This window comes from Bradyrhizobium sp. 23 (assembly GCF_023073295.1).
Lineage (GTDB): Bacteria > Pseudomonadota > Alphaproteobacteria > Rhizobiales > Xanthobacteraceae > Bradyrhizobium > Bradyrhizobium canariense_D.
In genome coordinates this window covers 4,136-29,516 of record NZ_JADPJF010000022.1, presented here as the reverse complement: position 1 = coordinate 29,516, position 25,381 = coordinate 4,136, and the positions used below count along the sequence as shown (strand labels likewise).

Sequence of the window (25,381 nt, the reverse complement as noted above, 5' to 3'; positions counted from 1 at the left end):
ACTGCCTCCTAGCAAAATCTGCCCACCGAGGGAATAGCGATAGAGCCACCCCTGTTTGCCGTTTGTACAACAGGGAGCCGTGAACCACCTTCCCCTGCCGGGTAACCAACAGACGCCTCTCCTCTACGGGACCACCGCCAATGCGTCGCCTGCTCGTCGCGCTCTGCCTGCTCGCCGCAACCCTGTGGTCGGCGCCAGCTTTTGCGCAGGCGCGCAACCAGCTTGGGCCGCTCTGCACCACCGACACCATGCCGGCAGACCAGATGATCGACGCCTGCAGCAAGATCATTTCGCTGAACGTGTTTAAAGGCGAGCAGCTCGCGAGGGTCTACTTCTGGCGCGCGGTGGGCTGGAATAAGAAGGGCGATTACGCCAAGGTCATCACTGACGCCACGGAAGCGATCCGGCTCCAGCCGAGCCAGGCAGTCTACAATCTACGCGGCTCGGCGTATTACGACAGAGGCGAGTACGCCGATTTCGACGACGCGCTGAAGCTAGGTCCGCCGAGCGGTACCATTTCCCACAATCGCGGCAACGCCTGGCGCGGCAAGGGCGACTACGTCAAAGCCGTTGCCGATTACGATATGTCGATCAAGGCCGATCCCAGATCGGCGTTCTCGTTCCAAAACCGCGGCATCTCCAAGGAGGCGCTCGGCGACCTCGACGGCGCGCTGACCGACCTCAACCAGGCGATCCGGCTCGACCCGACGCTGCCGCAGCCGCTGATCAACCGGACTGCGATCTGGCGTGTCAGAGGCGATTACGATCGCGCGATTGCCGACGGCAGCGAGGCGATCCGGCTCGCGAAGGAGAAGCCGCCCGTCAACATCATGACGCCGCCGAACAGCGTGCTGATCTCGGGCTACACCCATCGCGCGCTGGCCTATTAGGCGAAAGGCGATTACGCGCTCGCGAGGGACGACTACAAGGCGACGCTGGCGATCGCGGCGTCCGATGCCGGCAGCAAGGCCAATCAAGCCACCGCAAAGGTGCGGCTGTCGCTGATCACCGACGCAAGCACACCGATCCCGCGCGATGCGCCGTCACCGACCGAGCCGGCAAAGGCACCGGCTCCCCAGCAGACCGGTGCCGCGCCGCCCCCCTCGCCTGCTCCGGCCGCGCGCGGCACGCGCATGGCGCTGATCATCGGCAATGGCGCCTATTCGCATGTCAAGGCGCTCCCCAATCCGCCCAATGACGCGCGCGCCATTGCCAGGGCCTTGCGCGATATCGGCTTCACGGTATCAGAAGGCGTCGATCTCGACCGCGCGGCGATGCAGAAGATGACGCGTGACTTCTTGCGGGAAGCGGCGCGGGCGCAGGTCGCATTAGTCTACTATGCGGGCCACGGCCTGCAGGTCGACGGTCGCAACTATCTCATTCCCGTCGACCTCGAACTCAAGCCGGGCGCGAGGATGACGGACGCGATGATCGACATGGACACGATCATGGTCGGCCTCGACGACCAGGTCCGCACCAACATTTTGATCTTCGATGCCTGCCGCAATAATCCGATGGCACAGCAGGTCGCATCAGCCGGCACCAACCGCGCCATCGAAGCTGCCTCGGGCCTCGCAGCGCCACCGAGCCTGGGCGCCGGCGCGATGCTCGGCGCCGGCACGCTGATCGCTTTCGCCACTGCGCCGGGCCAGGTCGCTCTCGACGGCGAAGGCGCCAACTCGCCGTTTTGCTGCCCTCTCCCGCCACATCGGCACGCCCGGTCTCGAGGTGCAGCAGATGCTGACACGTGTGCGGGCGGAGGTGGTTTCGACCACGAAGAGCAAGCAGGTGCCGTGGTCGAACTCGTCGCTGCTGGGAGAGGTCTATCTGGCGGAGAAATGATGCGAATTGGCATCGTCCCGGCAAACTGCCTTTACCCTGGCGAGCGTAGCATCCGGGAACAAGCAGTCCCGCACATCGCGAGGCTCTTGCGGCCAAAGTTGCGGTTTTGATCCTGCTGACATCCCGCGCCGACGCGCCAAAATTACAACAGCGCGCGAGATAGTCGAACGCAACCTGCGGCTGCTCTTTCCCACAGCCTATCGTTATCTTATAATGACTGCACCACCGACCAGGCGGTGGACTGGTTGCTGGGGAATTCTGTGAGAAAATTCGTTGCCGCCGCCGGCATCGTCCTGTTTGTCGTGTTCGGATTACAGCCGGTTTTCTCACAAGGCGCTCCGCCCCGCAGCTCCTCGGCGCGTGGCGATATGATCCGCATGCACCCGAGAACGTCGCCTATTACGGTGTCCCGCTCCAGACCAAGCTCGAATATGGCGGCGCCTATCTCGCGCTCGCAGCCTTGCTCGCGGTCATGACCTGTGATGTCCACGAGATGCTGGGATCAATGATGCGGCCGAGGTAGCCGAAGGCCGTATTCATCATGCCGAAAACATTGCCACTGCCGGAGGCCCGGAAGCTCTTGGGATTGGAGGGCCTACGCTTCCTTGCGACCCTCGCCGTGCTGTTATGGCACTATCAGCACTTTGCCCTTGTCGCCGAGCCCGCCGTCAAGCTCACCAGAAGCGAGCTGCCGTTCTACCGCGTTCTGTTCCCTTTCTATGAGGCCGGCGAGTACGGCGTCTGGTTCTTCTGGTGCATCTCGGGCTTCATATTCTTCTGGAAGTATCGCACCATTATCGCCGATCGCACGGTCGACGGCCGAAGCTTCTTCGTGAACCGGCTGTCGCGCCTCTATCCGCTCCATATCGCAACGTTGCTGCTGGTCGCGGTGCTGCAACCGGTCTATTTCGCCCAGCATGGAGTCTACTTCGTCTATCCGAACAACGATCTCCCGCACTTCCTCGCACAGCTCTTCATGGCGAGCGACTGGCTGCCGCCGCGCAGCGAAAGCTTCAACGGGCCCATCTGGTCGGTCTCAGTCGAGATTATGGACTATGCGACCTTTTTCATGGCGTTGCGCTTTGTAACGGCATCGCCGCTGTTCAATTTGGTCGTGATCCTTGCCTCGATCACGATCGGAACGCAGGTCGGGACCAGCCTCGCCTTCTTCTATGCAGGCGGACTTGCCGCCATGGCCCGGCAGGCCGTCGTCGATTCCGGGCATCGGCGGACATTGGAAGCAACGGCCGCGTTCGCCGCCATCGCAGTCCCGGCGGCGATCTGGCTGGCGGGCATCGAGCTCGCCCCGGCCGCCGGACCGCTGCTGCTGATCTATACACCGATCCTGCTGTTCTGCTGTTCCGGCCAACTCACCTTGCCGCGGCGGATCCAGGCACTACTCGAGATGGCCGGCAATATGACCTATTCCTGCTATCTTCTGCACTTCCCGATTCAGCTCGCCATCGCACTCGCCTGCGTGGCCATGCAGCGACCGATTCCCTACGGCGACCATCTGTTCTGGGTGGCCTTCGTGCTGCCGACACTCGTGGCCTCGCACCTTACCTATCGCTGGTTCGAGGCGCCGGCGCAGCGCCTGATCCGCAGTACCCTTCGACGCAAAAAATAAGCGGGGCGGACAAGTCCGGCCCCGCTCTGATGTCGCGGATCGAGCAGCTTTGACACAACGCGTCTCGCTTACGCAAAGACGCGGCTGCACCCGATCACTGCCCCCACACTTCCTTCGCAATCTCGACCGCGAGGCTGAGCTTGGCCCACTGCTCCTCCTCCGAGAGGATGTTGCCTTCCTCGGTTGAGGCAAAGCCGCATTGCGGGGAGAGCGCGAGCTGCTCCAGCGGGGCGAACTTGGCGGCTTCCTCGAGACGCCGCTTGATCGCGTCCTTGTTCTCGAGCTCACCGAACTTCGAGGTGATGACGCCGACCACGACGACCTTGTTGCCCTTGGGCAGGAAGCGCAGCGGCTCGAAACCACCGGCGCGGTCGCTGTCGTATTCGAGGAAATAGCCGTCGTAATTGGTGCCGGCGAGCATGGTCTCGGCAACCGGCTCGTAGCCGCCCGACGAAATCCAGGTCGAGCGGAAATTGCCGCGGCAGACATGCGTCGTCACCACCATGTCGGCAGGCTTCTCGGCCAGCGCGTAGTTGATGACGCGCGCATAGATCTGCTGGAGACCCTCGGGATTGTCGCCCCGCTCGCGCGCCTTCTGCAATTCGTCCGGCGAGCAGAGATAGGCCCACACGGTGTCGTCGAACTGAAGATAGCGGCAGCCGGCGTCATAGAACGCCTTCACGGCCTTGCGGTAGGTCTTGCCCAGGTCTTCGTAGAAGGTGTCGAGATCGGGATAGACGTCCTTGGATATCGCCTTGCGGCCGCCGCGGAAATGCAGCACCGCTGGCGACGGGATCGTCATCTTGGCGGTGACGTGGGCCTGGTCGGCGACCTTCTTCAGGAAGCGGAAGTGATCCAGCATAGGATGGTCGTCGGGAAAATCGAGCTTGCCAATCACGCGCACCGCGTCGTGCCGGGTCTCGACGCCCGCAAACTGGATGCCTGTGTCGGGGTGAAACATTTCACAGCCGGTGAGCTTGGCCAGGAAGTCGAAATGCCACCAGGAGCGGCGGAATTCGCCGTCGGTTGCGAGCTTCAGGCCAAGCGAAGCCTGCTTATGCACGACCTTCTCGATCTCCAAGTCCTCGATCTTGCGCAGATCGTCGGCCGAGATCGCGCCCTTCTCCAGCCTGGCGCGGGCTTCCTTGATCTTGGCGGGACGCAGGAGGCTGCCGACCTCGTCGGCGCGGAAGGGGGCTTTGGTTCGCTGCATTTCTTACTCCCAGTTATTTTTAGTGGGTCGCCGCCCCTGCGACGCCGAGGTGGCGCTCGAGGACCGACGGGTCGGCCTTCAGCGCGGCGCTCGGGGCGTCGTGGACGATCGTTCCGCGCTCCAATATCACAACACGGTCGGCCAGCCCCAGAATCTTTTGGGCATTTTGCTCGACGATAATCGAGCAGATGCCGCCCGCCCGCGTGATGGTCCCAATCGCTTTCAAGAGCTCCTCGACGATGATGGGGGCAAGGCCCTCGGTCGGCTCGTCCAGGAGAAGCACTTTCGGATTGAGGGTCAGCGCGCGGCCGATTGCCAGCATCTGCTGCTCGCCGCCGGAGAGCTGGTTGCCAAAATTGCTTCGCCGCTCCTTCAGCCGCGGGAACATCTCGTAGACCCTTTCGACGTTCCAGGGACCGGGCTGGGCCACTGCGGACATATTCTCCTCCACCGTGAGCGAGCGGAAGATGTTGCGCTCCTGCGGCACCCAGCCGATCCCGGAGCGCGCCCGTTGGTCGGGCCGCAAGGTCGTGACGTCGGTACCGGCGAGCCTGACAGTTCCGGAGAAGCGACGGGTGACGCCGACGATCGAGTTGATCAGCGTGGTCTTGCCGGTACCGTTGCGCCCCAACAGCGCCAGCACCTGGCCTTCGGCGAGACGCAGGGACATGTTCGGCAGCACCACTGCCTCGCCGTAACCGGCGCGAAGCGAGTCGATCGCGAGCAGGTCAGACATTGACCGCCTCCTCGCCGAGATAGACCGCCTTGACCTGCGGGTCGCGCGCGACCTGTTCGGGCGGGCCTTCGGTGAGCAGCGCGCCGGAGACCAGGACAGAGATGCGGTCGGCGAAGGAGAACACGAGGTCCATGTCGTGCTCGATCAGCAGCACGGTGACGTCGCGCGGCAGGCTGCCGACGACGGCGAGAATGTCATGGCGCTCGCTCTCGGGCACGCCGGCAGCGGGCTCGTCGAGCAGCAGCACGCGCGGCTCGGCTGCGATCGCGACCGCGATCTCGAGCAGGCGCTGTTTGCCGTAAGGCAGCGTCACCGTCTGTTCGTTCATGACGTCGAGCAGGTGGAAGCGCGTCAGGAGGTCGGCGATCTCGCCGTTGACGTCGCTGCGCGTTCCCATCCGCCTCCACCAGTCGCCGCCATGACCGAGGCGCTCGGAGACAGCGAGACCGATGGTCTCGAGCGGGGTCAGGTCGGGATAGAGCTGGTTGATCTGGAAGGTACGCGACAAGCCGCGCAACACGCGCCTGTGCACGGGCAGATCGGTGATGTCCTGCCCTTCGAGCAGGATGCGGCCCGAGTTCGGCTTGAGCACGCCAGTGAGCTGGTTGATGACCGTGGTCTTGCCGGCGCCGTTGGGGCCGATCAGCGCGTGGCGGGCGCCTTGTTCGATTTTTAGCGACAAGTCGCGGGTGACGCGCAGACCGCCGAACTGCTTTTCGAGATTCTGGGTTTCGAGCACGATGGTCATGCGTCGCTCTCCGGCACGGCGACGACGGCCTTACGCGCCACTATCTGCCTGATGACCAGATTAGGCACATACACCATCCAGCGATGCAGGCGCTGGCGGCCGACCAGGACGATCACGACCAGCACGAGGCCGATCCAGAACTGCCAATATTGCGGGGTGATGGTGGAGAACAACTCCTGCAGCATGCGAAACAGCACCGCGCCGATCAGCCCGCCATAGAGATAGCCGGTGCCGCCGATCACGAGCACCAGCATCAGGTCCGCCGAGCGCTCGAAGGCGAACACGTCGAGCGAGGCGATCGCGGTGGTCTGGGTGAACAGCGCGCCTGCGATGCCGGCATAGAACGCCGCGAGCGTGTAGATCGCAATCAGCCGACGGTTGACGGGGATGCCGATTGCGGCCGCGCGCAGCGGGTTGTTCTTGATCGCCCGCAATGACAGACCGAACGGCGAATGCACGACGCGGCGTGCAAACAAGAACAACAGGAACAGAACGGCAAGCGAGTAGAAGAAGCCCGTCTTGCCGAACATGTCGAACGGGATCTCACCGAAGATCGGCTGCATCTCGATACCCTGCAGACCGTCGGTGCCACCGGTGATGTTGGAGAAGCGTTCGGCCAATGCCTCAAGCAGCAACGCGATGCCGAGCGTCACCATCAGTCGCGTGAGGTCGACCCCGCGTATCACGAGGAAGCTGGTGGCGAAGCCGAGCATCATCGCGACAACGCCGGCGACGACAAGCGCAAGCACGGGCTCGTTGATGATCCCGTGCAGCGCGAGAAGCCCCGCCGCGTAAGCGCCGACGCCGAAGAAGGCGGCATGGCCGAGCGAGACGATGCCGGCGTAGCCGAGGATCAGATCGAGCGACATCGCAAACAGTGCGAGCCGCAGGATGTCCGTCATGATCAAGTAGCGCGAGGGAAATACGAAGCCGCATGCCAGCACGATCAGCCAGAAAGCGGCCTCGCCAAAGTGCCAGCGTGCCTGGCGCTGAGCGTGATAGCCGACGTCGGAGGAGGCGCTCATGGGCGAACTCAACGCGCGGCCGTGCGGCCGAACAGACCGTTCGGGCGCCAGATCAGGATCACGATCATCATGGTGTAGATCACGAAAGGTCCCATCTTCGGGACGTAATATTTGCCGGCGACGTCGCCGATACCGAGCAGCAGCGAGGCCAGAAACGGGCCGGTGATTGAGGATGAGCCGCCGACGGTGACCACGATCAGGAAGTAGATCATGAACTTCAGCGGAAAATACGGGTCGAGGCCGAGGATCTCGGCGCTCAGCGCGCCGCCGAGACCGGCCAGGCCGCAGCCAAAAGCAAATGTGAAGGCGAACACCTGCGGCACGTTGATGCCGAGGCCGCTCGCGGCGCGGGGATCGTCGACGGCGGCGCGCAGGCGGCTGCCGAACCGCGTCTTCGCCAGCACCATCTGGAGACCGATGGTGAGCAGCCCGCAGATCACGATGATCATCAGCCGGTAGCGGCCGATGCCGACGCCGAACAGGTCGAACTGACCCTGGAGCGCCGCCGGCAGGTTGATGAAGACCCGCGACGAGCCCTGGATGTAGTCGACGGCCGCGACCGACATGAACGTGAGGCCGATCGTGAACAGCACCTGGTCGAGATGGCTGCGCGCATAGAGGTGTCGGTACAGCGTGCGCTCGAGCACAATCCCGATCGCAGCGGAGGAGACGAAGGCGAGCGGCAACGCAGCGAAGAATGGCCAGCCCATCCGGTTGACCAGCACCATGCAGACATAGCCACCGGCCATGGCGAAGGCGCCATGGGCGAGATTGACGAAATTCATCAAGCCGAGCGTGACCGCGAGCCCGCAAGCCAGCACGAACAGCAGCATGCCGTAGGCAACGCCATCGAACAGGTTGGTGAGGATAGAGGTCATCGTCTCAGCTTGGAGTTGGGCGTCATGGCCGGGCTTGTCCTGGCCATCCACGTTCTTGGTTCGGCTCTCGCGTGGATGCCCGGGTCAAGCCCGGGCATGGCGAGAGTGGCGGGCGAGATCCCCGATGCGCGCTAATGCGCGCTCGGGGATGACGCGCTTTCGCGCGTCACTTCTTGGTCTTGCCGAGATCCTTGACGGCCTCGAAGGTCGCGAACTCGACGTTGTAGAGCTCGCCGTCGACCTTCTCGACCTTCCGGATGTAGATGTTCTGCACGATGTCGCGGGTCTCGGGGTCGATCGAGATCGGGCCGCGCGGGCTCTCCCACTTCTGACCTTTCATGGCTTCGACGAGCTTGGTGCCGTCGGTGTCGCCATTGGTCTTCTTCAACGCTTCGTAGATCAGGTGAATGCCGTCATAGCCGCTCACCGCCATGAAGCCAGGACGGTTTCCGTAGGCCTTCTTGTAGGCCGCGACGAAATCCTTGTTCATCTGCGAGGGATGCGCCGCGGAATAGAGGTGAGCGGTGACCGTGCCCAGCACGGCGTCGCCCATGTTGTTGAGGAGATCGTCGTCGGTCACGTCGCCCGGTCCGATCACCTTGATGCCGGCCTTGTCGAGCCCGCGTTCGGCATACTGCTTCATGAAGTTACCGCCCTGGCCGGCCGGCACGAACACGAAGATCGCGTCAGGCTTGGCATCCTTCATACGCTGGAGGAACGGTGCGAAATCAGGATTTGCAAGCGGCGTTTTGACCTCTTCGACCACTTCGCCGCCACCGGCGGTGAAGTTCTGCTTGAAGAAGTTGAGCGCGTCATTACCCGGCGCGTAGTCCGAGGTCAGCGTCGCCACCTTCTTGATGCCGTTTTTCACCGCCCAGTCGGCGATGATGGTGGAGGACTGCGCCAGCGTGAAGCTGGTGCGCACGATATAGGGCGAGCGCTCGGTGATGATGGAGGTGCCCGCCGCCATCACGACCTCCGGGATCTTGGCTTGCGTGGCGAGCGGCGCCGCCGCGAGCGCGGCCGGCGTCACGCCGAAGCCGGCGATGAAATGGACCTTGTCGTTGACGATCAGCTCCTGCGCGGCGGTCTTGGTCTTGTCGGGAATCGCAGCATCGTCCTTGAGGATGATCTCGATTTTCTTGCCGGCGACGGTGTCGCCCTTCTGCTGCATGTAGAGCTTGATCGCGTTCTCGATCTGCTTGCCGGTCGAGGCCTGGCCGCCGGTCATCGGCAGGATCAGGCCGATCTTGACGCTGTCCTCGGCCTTGGCCGGAGCGAAGGCCACGAGGCCCGCGATGGCGGCAGCTGCTGCGGCCCAAGCGGCCTTATGAGACGGTTTTTTGCGTTCGAACATCAGATGTCCCTCCCCTTCATTCTTGATCTCTTGTGCGCCGGACCGAGTGCCCGATCCTTGCCTTACGTCTAGCTCACGCACGCGTGATGTCGCACGCAACATGGCGTCTTTCGCGCCCTTATTGTCAATCGGACGTTTGGCGACCATTCGGCGCAAGCCGAGCGTTCCGATTGCCGACGGCAGAAGCGATATCGGGTCACGTCCGGGTACCGCCGGCATCATGATTGCGCTCGCTTTCATTTGTACGATTGTACAAATGAACTGGACCTGTCAACAAAAAAACCTCTTTGCTGATCAAGCCACTTTGTCGCGAACCCTTGCCGCAGTCTAGAAGCGCTCCCAGCCGGGTGGATGGAGGATTTCGTCTTTTGTTTGCAGAATTGGAACATCGGCAAGGCTTGGGTCGGTACACTCCGGTATCGAATTCACCTACCTCGAATAAGCCTATTTTACCTTGTTGAAGGCTACTCTCCCGGCGACAGCCTGACCTGGCGTCCAACACGACTGACCTCGCCTCTGTACAATGGTGCAATGCCTAGATCCTTCGGTTCCCTGCTGATCCTCCTCGCGCTCTCCGCGGGCCTGTCCGGCTGCGGCACAGTCAACGAAAAGCTCTCCTCCGGCATGGGCGACTACGTCCCGCAATGGGCCGGCGGCTTGCCGGCGGACGCCCCGCCGCGGGCGGGCACGCCGCAATACGATGCCTACATGAAGGAGCGCGAGCGCAGGCGACTGATGCCGGCAGCGGATCGCGAAAAGGAAGAGCAGGCGCAGAAGGGCGCAACGGGCTCGGCGTCCGGCACCGCGGTGCGCTAGTCGCGCCCCCTCGCCGCTTGCGGAGCGTAGCAAATCAATCCACGAACACCACGGTCTTGCGGCCATTGAGGATGACGCGGTCGTTGAGATGGTAGCGGATCGCGCGCGCCAGCACGCGGCGCTCGATGTCGCGGCCCTTTCGGACGAGATCCTCAGGCGTGTCGCGATGGCTGATGCGCTCGACGTCCTGGTCGATGATCGGGCCCTCGTCGAGGTCGCGCGTGACGTAATGCGCGGTGGCGCCGATCAGCTTGACGCCACGCTCATGGGCCTGGTGATAGGGTTTTGCGCCCTTGAAACCCGGCAGGAACGAGTGGTGGATGTTGATACAGCGTCCCGACAGATTTGCCGAGAGATCGTCGGACAATATCTGCATATAACGGGCGAGCACGACGAGATCCGTCCCGGTCTTGGCGACGAGATCGAGGATCTGCGCCTCCTGCTCGCGCTTGGTCTCTTTCGTAACAGGCAGATAGTGGAACGGAACCCCGCCGAAATCGAGCCCGTCATAGACCTCGCGCGGATGATTGGAGACGATTGCGGCCAAAGTCATCGGCAGCTCGCCCGTGCGCCAGCGATAGAGGATGTCGACCAGGCAGTGATCGGACTTCGACACCAGCAGCATCACCTTGCGATGCGCAGCGCGATCGCGCATCTGCCATTCCATTCCGAAGCGCTCGGCGATCGCGGCAAAGCCGGTCTGGAGTGCCGACAGCTCCACGGCGAGATCGGCAGCGGTGAACACCACCCGCATGAAGAACTTGTTGGTCTCGGTGTCGTCGAATTGTTGGGCGTCGAGGATGTTCTGTCCGGAATTCGCCAGGAAGGTCGACACCGCCGAGACGATGCCGGGACGATCCGGACAGGACAGGGTCAGGACATATTGATGATCTGGCATGGGCCTTGATGAAGGTTTGGGCAGCGGCTGCGGAACGACCCGCGATTTGCTCCCTGCTCTATCATCGACCCCACCTTGCGCCAATCCCGACCGTGGAGTCAGGATGAACGCACCATTGCTTTGGCTGACCGGAGTAGGCTCATGGCCCACCGCTTGAACGGCACCCGCATCCTGATCCTGGAAACGCGCGAGGAGGCGCAGTTTTCGAAGCTGCTGGCCGAGCAAGGCGCCGAGGTCGTGCAATGCCCCATGTTCACCATCCAGGATGCACCGGACCCCACCCCGATCGAGGCCTGGATCCGGCGCGCCATCGACAGACCCTTCGACGATCTCGTGCTGATGACCGGCGAAGGGCTGCGGCGGATCATGAAGCTCGCCGTCGCACGAGGGCTCGATCAGGCCCTCGTGGCGGCGCTTGCCAGATCGCGAAAATTCACCCGCGGCCCGAAGCCCGGCAAGGCACTGCGCGAAGTCGGGCTCGAGGCGCAGCAGACCACGGAAAAGCCGACCACCCAGGGCGTGATCGAGATGCTCGGCAAGCTCGATTTGAAGGGGCACCGCCTCGGCCTCCAGCTCTATCCCGACAAGGATCACAGCGCGCTGACCGGTGCGCTGTCGGCGCAAGGTGCCGAAGTCGATACCGTGCTGCCTTATGCCTATGACACCAAGGCGGCGGACGCCAACATCGTCGCCGCCATTGATGACATGGCCGAAGGGCGGATCGATTCGATCGCGCTGACCAATCTCGGCCAGGTCCGACGGCTGATCGAAGCTGCGAGAGCCCACGGCAGCGAGGCGAAGCTGCGCGCGGGCCTCGAGCGGACGCTGATCGCGTCGGTCGGACCGGCGGTCTCGGGCGAGCTCACCGCGCATGGTTTGCGCACGGACGTCTCGCCGGTGGAAGACCACTATTTCATGCGCCCGCTGATCTCGGCGATGGCGGCAGCATTGGTGGACAAGCGGCCGAAGGTGGCGGAATGATCGCCTGACGCGGTGCCTAGCTTGCCATCTGCGAGGCGGCCGACATCAGCTCCTGCGGGCTCGGCGCGGCAAACATGCGATGGCCGCCTTCGGGCACCTCGGTAAAGCTCCAGCGCACAACCCCCTCGCGGTCGAGCAGAAACTGCCCGAAGAGCTGGCCCTGGCCGGTTGCCGCCATGCGCTGATCGGCTTCCGTTATCTCATAGCCGTCCTTGTTATTCAGGTACTCCGCGGCCGCGGGCCGGTTCATCGGGGCGGGCAATTCGCCGGGCATGTCGACTTGCATGCTCATGACCACGTTCATGCCGACCTTGTGCGGCCACTCGGTCTCGTTCTCCGTGAACTCGAGATTGGGCAGGCCGAACGCGCGGTGCGAGAGCCGCTCGGGATCGGACGCAGCGAGCAGGTTGGGCAACGGATGGTAACGAAAATAGAGTCGCGCGCGCTCGATCGGCGTGTTGACCACCGTGAGACTTTCGACGCCTTTCTCGTGCAAGGCGGCATCAAGTTGCGCCTGTGCCGCGATATGGCGGCGGCAGAATGGGCAATGCAGCCCCCGATACAGGCCCACCAATATCGGGCTTTGTCCGCGAAAGTCTTCGAGCGCGATCTTTCCGTCGCGTGTGATCGCGTCCAGCACGACGTTCGGTGCACGATCGCCCGGTTGAAGTGGTCCCTCGACGTGACGTTCAGACATGATGGCACTCCTTCACATGATCTAGTCAAGAAACGGCAGTACGATCAGCCCTGCGGGATCAAGCCCGTGCCGCGTGCAGACGTCCTGTGCCAGCGCGAAATATCGCTCGGCCTCGGGCATGTCGCCTCGATCAAGGTTCAGCGTCGCAAGACCATCATAGCATGGAAACAGCTGCTGCGGCTCGCCGGTTTCGCTGGCCAACTCGATTGCCTCATTGTAGCAACGAGCAGCCAGATCGGGCCGGAAATGGCATTGATGGATTTGCCCGAGCACGATCAACGGCACGGAGAGATGCTCGCGCTGATCAAGCGCGCGGTCGATTTCGATCGCCTTTTCGGCGGCCGGCACCCCCTCCTCAGTACATTTGTCCGTGAAGGTGCAACAGGCAACAGCAAAATTGGCAAGAAGGCGCGCCTGGAACCCGAGATCGCCGATCCGACACGCGACATCGAGTCCGCGCCGGCAAACCTCCACGGCTTTCGCCGGGTCGACAATCGTGTAGAGCACACCGAGATTGGTGTAGCCGCGGCAGGCCACGTTGAGGAGCCCGGCGGCCTCGGCTGCTGCGACACTTTGCTCCACCTCGCGCACCGCCTCCTGGTGTCGGCCAAGCCGCGCCAGTGCCACCCCCTTGGTGTTGAGCGACTCTGCAATGGCGCGCGCCGCCTCGAATCCGACTTGCCTGTCGGCGTCCGCCGGTACGCTTCGGGCGTAGCCAAGCGCCTCGTCCGCCCATCTCGCGGCGGCCACGTGATCGCCCGTGCGAAACGAAAGACGGCCGCGCTCTTGCAGGAGGTGCGCCCACTCGATGGGCGCGTCGGTCCCTCCCAGCCGTTCGGCCGCCTCGGCATAATGCGCCTCTGCCTTGATCCGCTTGCCGGCGTCCCACAACAATCGGCCAAGCTTGCGGAGAATTCGCGCTTCGCCGATGCGGTCCTCCGCATTGCGATGACCTTCCAGCGCACTGTGGTAGTGCTCCTCAGCCGTGATCCTCCGGCCGGCCGCGGCACACAGCTCCGCGATCCGCTCGCAGAGGATCAGGCGTTCGGGCTCCCGTTCCCCGCCGGCCAACAACACGGCGAGAGCCTGTTGGTAGAAGCGGATGGCATCGTCATTGGCGTAGGTCGCGCGGGCGCGATCGCCGGCCGCGCGCAGATAGCGCGCACCTTTCGGCTTGGTCGCGCTCAGACTGAAATGATGTCCGAGCAGTATGAGGTCCTCGAGGCGCTCGGGCTCATTGCCATAGAGCCGCTCCAGCGCGGCACCAATCCGTCCATGGAGCTCGATCCGACGCTGCAAGAGCAGGTTTTGATAGATCACGTCCTGAAGCATGGTTTGCGTAAAGCGATAAGATCGCAGCGAGATCGAGTTCGCGCCCGCGACCTCCACGACAATCTCGGCATCGCACAGAAGTTCGAGCCCCGCTTCCACCTTCGTCCGCTGCGATGCCATCGCACCGAGAAGAGCCGCATCGAAACGTGGGCCGATCACCGCGGCCTCCTGGGCCAAGCGGCGCACCTCATGCGGCAGCCGGTCCAGGCGCGCCAGTAACAGGGCCTGAATGCTTGCCGGTATATCGGCGGCGGCTTCATCTGACTTGATCCGCCACTGTGAGCCGTCACGCTCCAAGGCGCCAGCTTCGATGAGACCGCGGATGATTTCCTCAAAGAAGAGTGGATTGCCGCCCGCGCGCTCCAGGATTCGACTGAACAGATTTCCCGGCGGTTCACTCCAACCGTGGCTGAAGTAGGCCGCGAGCAGCTTTTGTCCGTCTGCATCACCAAGCGGAAGCAATCGAAGGGTTGTATGGCTGATCCGCCCCGAGCCGAACTGATCCAGTTCCAGCATAGGCCGATGCGTAAACAACAGCATCAGCCGCGTACGCTCCAGCCGGTCCATCAGGAACCGCAGCGCTTCAAGCGATACGGCATCGGCCCAGTGCAGATCCTCGACAATGATCAGGAGCGGCGACAGGACCAGGCGCCGTTCGAACACGGTACGAATCGCAAAGAATATCTGCCGCCGAAGCTGCTCGGGCTCGACGTGCTGCAGCGCGGCCTCCGGATCGCCGAGGCCGAGAACGTGGAAATAAAGGGGCATCAGGCGATCGGCCTCTTCGACCGCAAGGCCGAGCTCCGACAGTGCCGTCGCCAGCTTGGCCTGGGCCTCCGCCACGGTCGTCTTCTGCGCGATGCCGTAGGCGCTGCGCAGCACAGCGGCAAGGGTGCCATAGGACTGTTCGCCCAGCGGCGAGCAGACAGCGCGCCGGATCGCCACGCCGGCGAAACGGTCCTCATCGCGGGCGTGGGCAACGAATTCGTCCACCAGACGCGTTTTGCCGATGCCGGCTTCACCGACCAGCCGCACCAGCTGCGCCGCGCCGCCACACGCGAGATCAAGATTGTCGACTAGACGGCCGAGCTCGGCGTCGCGCCCAATCACCGGCGCACTCAGGCCCAGCGTATCGAGGCCGCGTGCCGCACGGGGCGTGTCAAGCGGTCCGTTCAAGCGATGGACCAGGACGCTGCCCATCTTGCCCTTCAGCGAGACCTCGCCAAGCGATTCATATGAGAATGCATGCCGCGTAAGACGGTAGGTCAGCGGCCCGACCAGCACCTCGCCCGTGGAAGCCATCGACTGCAATCGTTGAGCCGTATTCACCGTATCGCCCGTGACCGAGTAGGATTTGGCAACTCCAACACCCAGTCCGCCAGCAACCACGTGCCCGGTGTTGATGCCGACATGAAGCAGGAGCGGTGACCCAGCATACGCCTTTGCACGTTCGCTGAGTTGCGCCGTTCGGCCGATCATGTCGAGCGCGGCGCGGACGGCCCGCTCGGGGTCGTCTTCGTGCGCGGCCGGCGCTCCGAATAGCGCAAGCAGCGCGTCGCCGATGAATTTGTCCACGAAGCCGCCAAAGCTTTGCACCGCCGCCGTTAGCTCCTCGAACAATTCGTTCTGAAGCGCCTGCATGACTTCAGGATCGAGTCGCTCGCTCATCGTGGTGAAGCCGCTAAGGTCGGCAAACAGCACGGTAATGGTGCGGCGGTTGGCTTCGCTGTCGATCTTGTCCGGCTGCGATTGAAACCCGTATTGGGCTTCCGCCGTCGGCGCCAGCGGTGCCGAGGACGCACTGGTCGGGACTGTCACGCGGCTGGCCCGCATTGATGCCTGCCCGCCGGACTTGGAGGCTTCACTGACGAGGGCGCCGCATTTCGGGCAGTACGCGAAATCCGGTGCGCACGCATAGCCGCAGCCGGGGCAGGCGTTCGGCTGCTTCGTGCCGCATTTCGGGCAGAAAGCAAAGCCGCTCTGAACCTCGGAACCGCAACAGGAGCAGTTCATGGGTCGAGACCCCGCGGGCGCCGCGATGGCGCAGCCTGCTGGACCCGGTCAGATGGGCCCAGGATCTCGGCAAGGATGGGCGCGTCGTGCCGGAAGAGCAAGCGAATGGGTTTGCGGCGCTCGCAGTTGCGGCCGCGAACGCGGCTTCACTCCTCCCCGTACCCCCTTAGCCGTTCGATATCCAGAATAGTCACGCCCCCATATTCCAGCCGGAGCAAGCCCTCCTTCTCCAGCCGGTTCAGCGCGCGGTTGGCATTCTGGCGGGACATGCCGGAAAGCGCACCGATCTCTTCCTGGGTGATCTCCAGATGCGCGGTGGACTCCGGATAGAGGATCGGATTGAACAGGGAGGCGATGCTGCGGGCAAGCCGCGCAGTGGCATCCAGCGTGCGGTTGACCTCGAGCATACCGATGAACTGGCCGAGCCGTTCGTTGAGCTGGCGCACCAGGAAGCGGTTGAAGCCGACGCTGTTCTCGAACAGCCACATGAAGGCGCTGCGCTCCATCAGCGCAACACGGCTGTTGCGCAGCGCGACCACGTCGTAGCGGCGCGGCTCGTTCTTGAGCACGCTGCCCTCGCCGAACCAGGCCCCTGCCGTCAGCCCGGCAAGACTCGTCTCCTTGCCGTCGCGCGAGACCCCACCCATCCGGGCAAGGCCGAAGACCATGCCTGCCCAATAGTCGAACGTATCGCCGCGCATGAAGACGGTCTCGCCAGTGCCGTAGGACCGCTCCGTGATCCCGGTACGAGCGACCTCGATCTCCGCTTGCGTGAGCTCGCGCGACCAAGCAGCGACGCGCTTCAGCTGATCCTCTGAAATCATGATCCCGAAGCCAGCCGCACCGCTCGTCACTCCTGTTTTGCTGCAACGCAGCATGACCCTTTCGACCGCCATCCGACGAAAGATGGATGATCCCCATCCAAAAAACTTTGTCGCAGAATTGTCAGGCGGGAGACATTTCAAAATAGCGCTTTCCCCTATTGAGGACCACCTCGGGCGATGCGGCTTTTGATCCCAAACGGGAACGAGAGCGGCGCGGCTCCGGTCGAGACCATCTGCTGCATGGCCTCACCGGCACGGTCGTACTAGGATCGCCCGATAGAACGGACGAAGAGCGCCGCTGAAAGCGCCATCACCGGGAGGGATCTGTTTGGTGGCTACCAGTCTTGAAGTGCGCGGCGTGTCCTTGCGATTCGGCGGTGTTCGTGCGCTGACCGATGTCGGCTTCGCCATCAGGGAAGGCGAGCTGTTCTCGATCATCGGACCCAACGGCGCCGGCAAGACCTCGATCGTGAACTGTATTTCCGGCCGCTACAAGCCGACCGAAGGCCAGCTGTTCTACCAGGGCCGCGACATCACCGGCCTGACGCCCAACGCGCGCGCGTCGCTCGGCATCGGCCGCACCTTCCAGAACCTGGCGCTGTTCCACCACATGAGCGTGCTCGACAACATCATGGTCGGCCGCCATCACCTCCTGAAGAACAATTTTCTCACGGGCTCGCTGTACTGGCTCACCGGCGCGCGCAAGGAAGAGCTCGAGCACCGCCGCAAGGTGGAAGAAATCATCGATTTCCTCGATCTCCAGTCGGTGCGAAAGGCGCCGGCCGGCACTCTCTCCTACGGCTTGCGTAAGCGCGTCGAGCTCGCCCGCGCCATGGCGCTGGAGCCGCGCCTCATTCTCCTCGACGAGCCGATGGCCGGCATGAACTTCGAGGAGAAGGAGGATATGGCCCGCTATATCGTCGATCTCAACGAAGAGTTCGGCATGACCGTAGTGATGATCGAGCACGACATGGGCGTGGTGATGGACGTCTCCCACCGCGTCATGGTGCTGGATTTCGGCCGCAAGATCGCCGAGGGCGATCCGGCCGCCGTGCTCGCTGATCCACACGTCAGGCGCGCCTACCTTGGCGAAGAGGACGAGGTGCTGGTCGATCCTGACGATGCTCCGCCGGCGCAGGAGAGCGCGGCATGATGGATTACGCAGGCCGCGTTGCTCAGGCCGACACCTATCCGAAGATGCTCCGGCTCAATGCGAAGGAGTACGGCAACGAAATTGCGCTGCGCGAGAAGGATCTTGGGCTGTGGCGCCCGTTCACCTGGAACGACTACCAGACGCGGGTGCGCGATTTCGCGCTCGGCCTCGTCGAACTGGGCCTCGGGCGCCAAGACGTCATCGGCATCATCGGCGACAACCGGCCGGACTGGGTCGCGGCGGAAATCGCCACTCATGCGGTTGGAGGCTTGAGCCTCGGGCTCTACCGCGACGTGCTCGACGAAGAAGCTTCGTATCTCCTCAATCATGGCGAGGCGCAGCTCGTTTTCGCCGAGGACGAGGAGCAGGTCGACAAGCTGCTTACCCTGGCAGACCGCGTCCCAAAGCTGAAGCACATCATCTATTCCGATCCGCGCGGCATGCGGAAATACGACGATCCGCGTTTGATGCCGGCGGAGACGTTTGCCGAACTCGGCCGGGCGCGGGCTGCGCGCGAACCGGAACTTTACGACCGGCTGGTGGACGCGACCAAGGGCGAGGACGTCGCGATCCTCTGCACGACATCGGGCACCACCTCGCATCCAAAGCTTGCGATGCTCGCCGCCGGCCGCGTGCTCGGCCATTGCGCGACCTATCTCGCTTTCGACCCGAAAGGGCCGGACGACGAATACGTATCCGTGCTGCCGCTGCCCTGGATCATGGAGCAGGTCTATGTACTCGGCAAAGGCCTCTTGTGCCGGATGAAGATCAACTTCGTCGAAGAGCCCGAGACCATGATGAACGATCTGCGCGAGATCGCACCGACGTTTGTCCTGTTTGCACCGCGCGTTTGGGAATCGATCGCCGCCGATGTCCGCGCCAGGGTGATGGACGCAACCCCGTTCAAGCAGCGCCTGTTCGACATCGGCATGAAGAGCGGGCTTGCCGCGCTCGAACAGGGCGAGCGTTCCGGCTTTGCCGACGCGATCCTGTTCCGTGCATTGCGCGACCGCCTCGGCTTCACCCGCCTGCGTTCAGCCGCAACCGGCGGCGCGGCACTCGGGCCCGAGACCTTCAAGTTCTTCCAGGCCATGGGCGTGCCGCTGCGCACGCTCTATGGCCAGACCGAGCTGCTGGGGGCCTACACGCTGCATCCCGCGGGCAAGGTCGATCCCGACACGACGGGCGTGCCGATGGCCGACAGCGTCGAGATCCGCATCGAGAATGCCGACGTCCACGGCGTCGGCGAGATCGTGGTGCGGCATCCCAACATGTTCCTCGGCTACTACAAGAACCCGGAGGCGAGCGTAGCCGACATCAAGGACGGCTGGATGCTGTCCGGTGACGCCGGCTATTTCAACGCGAACCGTCAGCTCGTGGTCATCGACCGCATCAAGGATCTCGCCGAGACCTCGCGCGGCGAGCGCTTCTCGCCGCAATTCATCGAGAACAAGCTGAAGTTCTCCCCCTATATCGCCGAAGCCGTGGTGCTGGGCTCGGGCCGCGACGCGCTCGCCGCAATGATCTGCATCCGCTACTCCATCATCTCGAAATGGGCGGAGAAGAACCGGCTCTCGTTTACGACCTACAGCGACCTGGCCTCGCGGCCCGAGGTTTATGCGCTACTCAAGAAGGAAGTCGAGACCGTCAACGCGACTCTGCCGCCGGCACAGCGCATCTCCCGTTTCCTGCTGCTCTACAAGGAGCTCGACGCCGACGACGGCGAGCTCACCCGCACGCGGAAAGTGCGCCGCAGCGTCATCAACGAAAAATACGAAGGCATCATCGACGCGATCTACCGCGGCCAGGCCGACATCCCCGTGGACACCGTGATCCGCTTCCAGGACGGCAGCACGCAGCGCGTACGTACAACGCTGAGGGTCGTGGACCTGGGCGGACCCGGGCACATGGCGGAGGCCGCGGAGTGAGCCTACTTCGAACCGAGAGCGCGATGCGGGTCGATGCGCCCTCTCCCCTTGCGGGAGAGGGCATCTCCGCTATTAGCCAAGACCCCACTCGGGTGAGGGGTCCTCTCTCCCCGCCCTTACTGCTGAGACAACCCCTCACCCGTCTTCGCTTCGCGGAGCCACCCTCTCCCACAAGGGGAGAGGGGAAGAGCGCGCCGGATTTGTCAGCGAGCACCACTTCATGAACACCGCCTTCCTCATCCAGCTCCTGGTCAACGGCCTCGTGGTCGGCACGCTCTATGGCGTGGTCGCGATGTCCTTTGTGCTGATCTACAAGGCTAGCCAGGTCGTCAATTTCGCGCAGGGTGAGCTCTTGCTTGTCGGCGCCTGGGTGTGCTGGACCTTGCTCGCGAAATACCAGGTGCCGTTCTGGATCGGCATGCCGATGACGCTGGTGTTCATGTTCGTGTTCGGCATCGCGGTCCAGGTCCTGATCCTGCGACCGATGATCGGCGAACCCATCATCTCGGTCATCATGGTGACGATCGGCCTGTCCACCGTGCTGCAGGCGACGCTAAAATGGATGTTCGGCGTGAATCCGCAGCCGTTCCCGCGCGTGTTCGAGAGCCAGTCCGTCAGCCTGCTCGGGCTTCAGATCCAAACCGTCTATGTCATGAGCCTCGTCGTCTCGATCGCGATGATGATCGGCATGGCCTGGTTCTTCCGCGCGTCAAAGTACGGCCTTGCGATGCGCGCCACCGCGTTCAATCAGCAGGTCGCGCAGTCGCTCGGCATTTCCGTCAAAAGCGTGTTCGCGATGGCCTGGGCGATCTCCGCAACGGTCTCGGCGGTGGCGGGCGTCGTCGTCGCGGTCGTGAACGGCGTATCCTCGGGCCTTGCCGCCTACGGCATAAAAGTGTTTCCGGCGGCGATCCTCGGCGGGCTCGATTCCGTCGGCGGCGCGGTGCTCGGCGGCATCATCATCGGACTCCTCGAGAACATCGCGCAATATGTCGACAGCGAATACCTTCACTGGGGCAATCTCTACGAGATCGCGCCGTTCTACGTCCTCATCATCGTGCTGATGATCAAGCCGTACGGCCTGTTCGGCACCCACGACATCGAACGGATCTGATCCATGGCCGGCCCCGCCCTCATCCCTGCTGGTGATTTCCGCACCTCCTATGCGGCCGACACCACGATCTTTCCGACCACGACCAGCCGCAATTTTGCGATCGTCGGCGTGCTGCTGCTGTGCTTCGCGCCCCAGTTCTTCAGCGGTTACTGGCTCAGTATCCTGATCCAGATCGGCATCTTCTCGATCGCGGCGCTGGGGCTGAACATCCTGGTCGGCTTCACCGGCCAGATCTCGATCGGCCATGCCGCCTTCTTCCTGCTCGGCGCTTTCACCTCGGCCTACATCTCCAACAACACGCCGATCCCGGTCTTCTTCGCGATCCCGCTTGCCGGCATCATCACGGCGCTGATCGGGCTGATCTTCGGCATCCCGGCGGCGCGCCTGAAGGGGCTCTACCTAGTGATCGCGACACTGGCCGCGCAATACATCCTGCTCGACTTCTTCTCCCGCGCCGAGTGGTTCACCGGCGGCTCGGTGCCGGCGAGCGCCAATCCGTTCTCGATCTTCGGCTACACGCTGCGCGGCGACAAGCAATATTTCTACGTTGTGCTCGCCTACGTGGTTGCAAGCTACGTCCTCGTCACCAATCTGATGCGCTCCCGCGACGGCCGCGCGCTGGTGGCAATCCGAGACCATTATCTCTCCGCGGAGATCATGGGCATCAATCTCACAAAGTATCGCACGCTGTCGTTCGGCCTTGCCGCGTTCTTCGCCGGCATCGCCGGCGCGCTCTATGCGCACTACCAGCTCGTGGTATCGCAAGAGGGTTTCGGCATCGAACGTTCGATCCTGTTCCTCGCCATGATCATCATCGGCGGCAGCGGTTCGATCATGGGCACGCTGATGGGCACCGCGTTCGTGGTGCTGCTGCCCGAGACGATGGAGTTCCTCAGCGTTGCGCTGAAGGGCGGCGCAATCGACAAGGCGCTGTCGCTCAACAACAACATCACCTTCCTGCGCGAGATCGCGATCGGGGTGATCATCATCGCGTTCCTGATGTTCGAGCCCGACGGGCTCGCCCATCGCTGGCGACAGATCAAGGCGTACTGGAAACTCTACCCGTTCTCGCATTGAGCGCGGGCAACTCGCTAACCAACAAATAAACAGGAGGAGGCAACCCATGAAGACAAAATCCCTTTTGAGCACCGCGTCGCTGGCGCTGGCGATCGCCGCATTCTCGGCAAGCGCGCAGGCGCAGATCGCGATCGGGCACCTCGCCGATTATTCCGGCGGCACCTCCGACGTCGGCACACCCTATGGCCAGGCCGTCGCCGACACCTTCGTCTGGGTCAACAAGAACGGCGGCGTCGGCGGCAAGCAGCTCAATGTCGACACCAACGATTACGGCTACCAGGTGCCGCGCGCGATCGCGCTCTACAAGAAGTGGTCGGCGCCCGACTCCAAGGTCGCGGCCATCATGGGCTGGGGCACGGCAGACACCGAGGCGCTGACCGGCTTCCTCGCACAAGACAAGATCCCCGACATGTCCGGCTCCTATGCCGCCGCGCTCACCGACCCCGAAGGTATCAGCGGCAAGGCAAAGCCCGCGCCGTACAATTTCTTCTACGGCCCGAGCTATTCGGACTCGCTCCGCGCCATGCTGATGTGGGCGGCCGAGGACTGGAAGGCCAAGGGCAAGTCCGGCAAGCCGAAATTCGTCCACATGGGCGCCAACCACCCCTATCCGAACGCACCGAAGGCCGCCGGCGAAGCCATGGCGCAGGAACTCGGTTTCGAGGTGCTACCGCCGCTGGTGTTCGCGCTCGCGCCGGGTGACTACAGCGCGCAGTGCCTGAGCCTGAAATCCTCGGGCGCCAACTACGCCTATCTCGGCAACACCGCCGCCTCCAACATCTCGGTGATGAAGGCCTGCAAGACCGCCGGAGTCGACATCCAGTTCATGGGCAATGTCTGGGGCATGGACGAGAACGCCGCCAAGACCGCCGGCGATGCCGCCGACGGCGTGATCTTTCCGCTGCGCACCGCTGTGAGCTGGGGCGGCGATGCGCCCGGCATGAAGACGGTCATGGAGATCTCGAAGATGTCCGACCCGACCGGCAAGGTCTATCGGCCCGTGCACTACATCGCGGCGGTGTGCTCGGCGCTCTACATGAAGGAGGCGATCGATTGGGCCGCCAAGAACGGCGGCGCCACCGGCGAGAACGTCGCCAAGGGCTTCTACCAGAAGAAGGACTGGGTGCCGGCCGGCATGGAAGGCGTCTGCAATCCCTCGACCTGGACCGACAAGGACCACCGCGGCACGCTGAAGGTCGACCTCTACCGCACCAAGATTGCGGGCGCGACCGACGGCGACCTCAACGACCTCATGTCCAAGGGCGCGATCAAACTCGAGAAGGTCAAGACGGTCGAGCTGCCGCGCAAGCCGGAATTGCTGGGCTGGTGAGCTTAGCGCTTACCTCACACACAAATGTCATCCCCCGCCTTGTGCGCAGCGCGCACTGGAGCGGGGGATCCAGTACGCCGCGGCCTCTCCGTAAGTGTCAGGCGTCTCTGGAATACAGGGTCGCCCGGTCAACCCGGGCGACGACAGCGGAGTATGAGACATGACCGAAATTCATGAAGCAGCTTCTCGTCCCTCCCCAGGCGCTGTACCCGCGCCGCCTCTCCTCGCCGTGCGCAACATCGAGGTCGTCTATGACGATGTCATCCTGGTGCTGCGCGGTCTCAGCCTCGACGTGCCCAAGGGCGCGATCGTGGCGCTGCTCGGCGCCAACGGCGCCGGCAAGTCGACGACGCTGAAGGCGATCTCCGGGCTGCTCAAGACCGAGGACGGCGAAGTCACGCGTGGCGAGATCCTGTTCGAGGGCGAGCGCATCAACGGCATCGATCCCGATAAGATCGTTCGCCGCGGCATCTTCCAGGTGATGGAGGGCAGGCGCATCGTCGCCGACATGACCTCGCTGGAAAATCTCAAGCTCGGCGCCTTCACCCGCAGGGACCGCGAGGTTGGCGCCGATCTCGACATGGTCTTCAACTATTTCCCGCGCCTGAAGGAGCGCACCGGACTGGCTGGTTATCTTTCCGGCGGCGAGCAGCAGATGCTCGCGATCGGCCGCGCGCTGATGGCGCGCCCGAAGATGATCCTGATGGACGAACCCTCGATGGGTCTGTCGCCGCTGCTGGTGAAAGAGGTGTTCTCGATCATCCACAAGATCAATCGTGACCTCGGCGTCACCATTCTCCTGGTCGAGCAGAACGCCCGCGCTGCGCTGTCGGTGGCAAGCCACGGCTACATCATGGAGCAGGGCAAGGTCGTGCTCGACGGCACCGCGGACGAATTGCGCGACAACGAGGACGTCAAGGAATTCTATCTCGGCGGCGCTGGCGACCAGCGCAAGAGCTTCAAGAACCTCAAGAGCTTCAAGCGGCGCAAGCGCTGGCTCTAACCTTCCAATACCTGTTCCGCTTCCGTGACTGCGCAGAGAACATGATAGAACGACGACGCAGGAATGGTGTCGATCAGCGATTTGCCGTCGCGCTCGAACTGGTCATACCAGCCGCCCCGCACGGGATGGCTGAGATAATGGCTTTCGAGCCGCGCCAGCGCCATGCGCGCCTCCTCCGCCGCGCCCGCCTCGCCGGATTCGGCCTGCGCGATCCACGCCTTCGCAATCTCGGTCTGTGGCCACAGCCGGCGCGTAGTGCGGCGAATGTTGCCGGCGTCGTCACCCTCGTCGATCAGGCAGCCGGTGGCGTCGTCGCGATAGCGCAGCGCGGTTTCCAGCAGCTCGGCGCGCCGCTGTCCGGTCGGGCAGCCCGTGATGCGTTCGAACCCCTTCAGCAACCAGACCCATTCCGCCTGGTGGCCGGGCTCGACGCTGACTGGCGCGATCTTCGACCAGTCCTCTTCGAAATATTCGCCGAGCGCGCGCGTCCGCTTGTCGTAGAGATTGGCGAGGAACAGCGCGAAGAACTCGCCGGCACGGTTCTGGAACGACAAATCGTGGGTCGCGTCGAAGCACGCGATCATCGCCTCGAACAGATGCATGTGCGGGTTCTGCCGGCGCGGCAGCGAGACCGGAAGGCCTTCGTGGACGCCGCCGTGCGGCGAGCGCAGATGGCCGTCGAGGAAGGCGAGCAGCGCGTCGATCTCGGCGCGAATTTGCGCGTCCTGGTCGAGCGCATAGACGGCCGCGAGCGCAAACAGGATGAAGGCGTGGTCGTAGGCGTCGCGC

At 63.4% G+C, this 25,381-nt stretch carries 20 protein-coding genes and 1 pseudogene; 10 read left to right on the top strand and 11 right to left on the bottom strand.

Translation table 11 applies throughout. From position 1 onward, the window contains the following. Positions 1-140: 140 nt before the first annotated feature. Positions 141-1,842: pseudogene (locus IVB32_RS03240) on the top strand (caspase family protein). A gap of 541 nt (positions 1,843-2,383) precedes the next feature. Next, positions 2,384-3,469: an acyltransferase gene (locus IVB32_RS03235; RefSeq protein ID WP_247370137.1), complete on the top strand. Its 1,086-nt coding sequence runs from the start codon at positions 2,384-2,386 to the stop codon at positions 3,467-3,469. Positions 3,470-3,563: 94 nt separating this feature from the next. Here IVB32_RS03235 and IVB32_RS03230 read toward each other — a convergent pair whose 3' ends face one another. The 6 genes from IVB32_RS03230 to IVB32_RS03205 all read right to left on the bottom strand — a co-directional run bounded on the left by IVB32_RS03230 (position 3,564) and on the right by IVB32_RS03205 (position 9,426). Further along, positions 3,564-4,682, bottom strand: a complete 1,119-nt coding sequence (locus tag IVB32_RS03230; protein ID WP_247409766.1) for a cobalamin-independent methionine synthase II family protein — start codon at positions 4,680-4,682, stop codon at positions 3,564-3,566. A 19-nt stretch (positions 4,683-4,701) separates the two neighbouring features. Further along, the gene (locus tag IVB32_RS03225) at positions 4,702-5,418 is read right to left on the bottom strand and encodes an ABC transporter ATP-binding protein (protein ID WP_085384716.1); all 717 of its coding nucleotides are present in this window, start codon (positions 5,416-5,418) and stop codon (positions 4,702-4,704) included. Beyond that, entirely contained in the window at positions 5,411-6,166 is a 756-nt protein-coding gene (locus IVB32_RS03220) for an ABC transporter ATP-binding protein (protein WP_085384715.1), read from the bottom strand. The genes IVB32_RS03225 and IVB32_RS03220 overlap by 8 nt, the downstream gene beginning before the upstream one ends. After that, positions 6,163-7,191: a branched-chain amino acid ABC transporter permease gene (locus IVB32_RS03215; RefSeq protein ID WP_247409764.1), complete on the bottom strand. Its 1,029-nt coding sequence runs from the start codon at positions 7,189-7,191 to the stop codon at positions 6,163-6,165. The genes IVB32_RS03220 and IVB32_RS03215 overlap by 4 nt, the downstream gene beginning before the upstream one ends. A gap of 8 nt (positions 7,192-7,199) precedes the next feature. Continuing rightward, the gene (locus tag IVB32_RS03210) at positions 7,200-8,069 is read right to left on the bottom strand and encodes a branched-chain amino acid ABC transporter permease (RefSeq protein ID WP_007601971.1); all 870 of its coding nucleotides are present in this window, start codon (positions 8,067-8,069) and stop codon (positions 7,200-7,202) included. Between the two features lie 166 nt (positions 8,070-8,235). Then, positions 8,236-9,426, bottom strand: coding sequence for an ABC transporter substrate-binding protein (locus IVB32_RS03205; RefSeq protein WP_247409762.1), 1,191 nt, complete (start codon positions 9,424-9,426; stop codon positions 8,236-8,238). 531 nt (positions 9,427-9,957) lie between these two features. On the opposite strand from IVB32_RS03205, the gene IVB32_RS03200 reads away from it, so the two are divergent. Then, positions 9,958-10,242: a hypothetical protein gene (locus IVB32_RS03200; RefSeq protein WP_018457287.1), complete on the top strand. Its 285-nt coding sequence runs from the start codon at positions 9,958-9,960 to the stop codon at positions 10,240-10,242. A gap of 34 nt (positions 10,243-10,276) precedes the next feature. Here IVB32_RS03200 and purU read toward each other — a convergent pair whose 3' ends face one another. Then, positions 10,277-11,140, bottom strand: coding sequence for a formyltetrahydrofolate deformylase (purU, locus tag IVB32_RS03195; RefSeq protein WP_085348724.1), 864 nt, complete (start codon positions 11,138-11,140; stop codon positions 10,277-10,279). Positions 11,141-11,281: 141 nt separating this feature from the next. On the opposite strand from purU, the gene IVB32_RS03190 reads away from it, so the two are divergent. Continuing rightward, positions 11,282-12,121: a uroporphyrinogen-III synthase gene (locus tag IVB32_RS03190; RefSeq protein WP_247409760.1), complete on the top strand. Its 840-nt coding sequence runs from the start codon at positions 11,282-11,284 to the stop codon at positions 12,119-12,121. 16 nt (positions 12,122-12,137) lie between these two features. On the opposite strand, the gene IVB32_RS03185 is transcribed toward IVB32_RS03190, so the two are convergent. The 3 genes from IVB32_RS03185 to IVB32_RS03175 all read right to left on the bottom strand — a co-directional run bounded on the left by IVB32_RS03185 (position 12,138) and on the right by IVB32_RS03175 (position 16,987). Beyond that, entirely contained in the window at positions 12,138-12,818 is a 681-nt protein-coding gene (locus tag IVB32_RS03185) for a redoxin domain-containing protein (RefSeq protein WP_085348726.1), read from the bottom strand. A gap of 21 nt (positions 12,819-12,839) precedes the next feature. Beyond that, a complete protein-coding gene (locus tag IVB32_RS03180; RefSeq protein ID WP_247409758.1) occupies positions 12,840-16,163 on the bottom strand; it encodes an adenylate/guanylate cyclase domain-containing protein in 3,324 nt (1,107 codons plus the stop codon). Between the two features lie 146 nt (positions 16,164-16,309). After that, on the bottom strand, positions 16,310-16,987 hold the full coding sequence (locus tag IVB32_RS03175) for a Crp/Fnr family transcriptional regulator (protein WP_026233339.1): 678 nt from the start codon (positions 16,985-16,987) through the stop codon (positions 16,310-16,312). 331 nt (positions 16,988-17,318) lie between these two features. Between IVB32_RS03175 and IVB32_RS03170 the strand changes: the two genes are divergently transcribed. From IVB32_RS03170 to IVB32_RS03145, 6 genes are all read left to right on the top strand, one after another. Further along, on the top strand, positions 17,319-18,140 hold the full coding sequence (locus IVB32_RS03170; protein ID WP_247409756.1) for an ABC transporter ATP-binding protein: 822 nt from the start codon (positions 17,319-17,321) through the stop codon (positions 18,138-18,140). Beyond that, entirely contained in the window at positions 18,137-20,068 is a 1,932-nt protein-coding gene (locus IVB32_RS03165; protein WP_247409754.1) for a long-chain fatty acid--CoA ligase, read from the top strand. Before IVB32_RS03170 ends, IVB32_RS03165 begins: the two co-directional genes overlap by 4 nt. A 220-nt stretch (positions 20,069-20,288) precedes the next feature. Beyond that, on the top strand, positions 20,289-21,182 hold the full coding sequence (locus IVB32_RS03160; protein ID WP_027519025.1) for a branched-chain amino acid ABC transporter permease: 894 nt from the start codon (positions 20,289-20,291) through the stop codon (positions 21,180-21,182). Between the two features lie 3 nt (positions 21,183-21,185). Further along, the gene (locus IVB32_RS03155) at positions 21,186-22,259 is read left to right on the top strand and encodes a branched-chain amino acid ABC transporter permease (protein WP_247409752.1); all 1,074 of its coding nucleotides are present in this window, start codon (positions 21,186-21,188) and stop codon (positions 22,257-22,259) included. Positions 22,260-22,305: 46 nt separating this feature from the next. Further along, a complete protein-coding gene (locus tag IVB32_RS03150) occupies positions 22,306-23,589 on the top strand; it encodes an ABC transporter substrate-binding protein (RefSeq protein WP_247409750.1) in 1,284 nt (427 codons plus the stop codon). A gap of 160 nt (positions 23,590-23,749) precedes the next feature. After that, positions 23,750-24,592, top strand: a complete 843-nt coding sequence (locus tag IVB32_RS03145; RefSeq protein WP_247370117.1) for an ABC transporter ATP-binding protein — start codon at positions 23,750-23,752, stop codon at positions 24,590-24,592. Here the strand turns inward: IVB32_RS03145 and IVB32_RS03140 are convergent. Continuing rightward, the coding region (locus tag IVB32_RS03140; RefSeq protein ID WP_247409748.1) for an AGE family epimerase/isomerase at positions 24,589-25,381 on the bottom strand (793 nt) is incomplete at its 5' end. The two genes, IVB32_RS03145 and IVB32_RS03140, sit on opposite strands and share 4 nt — an antisense overlap.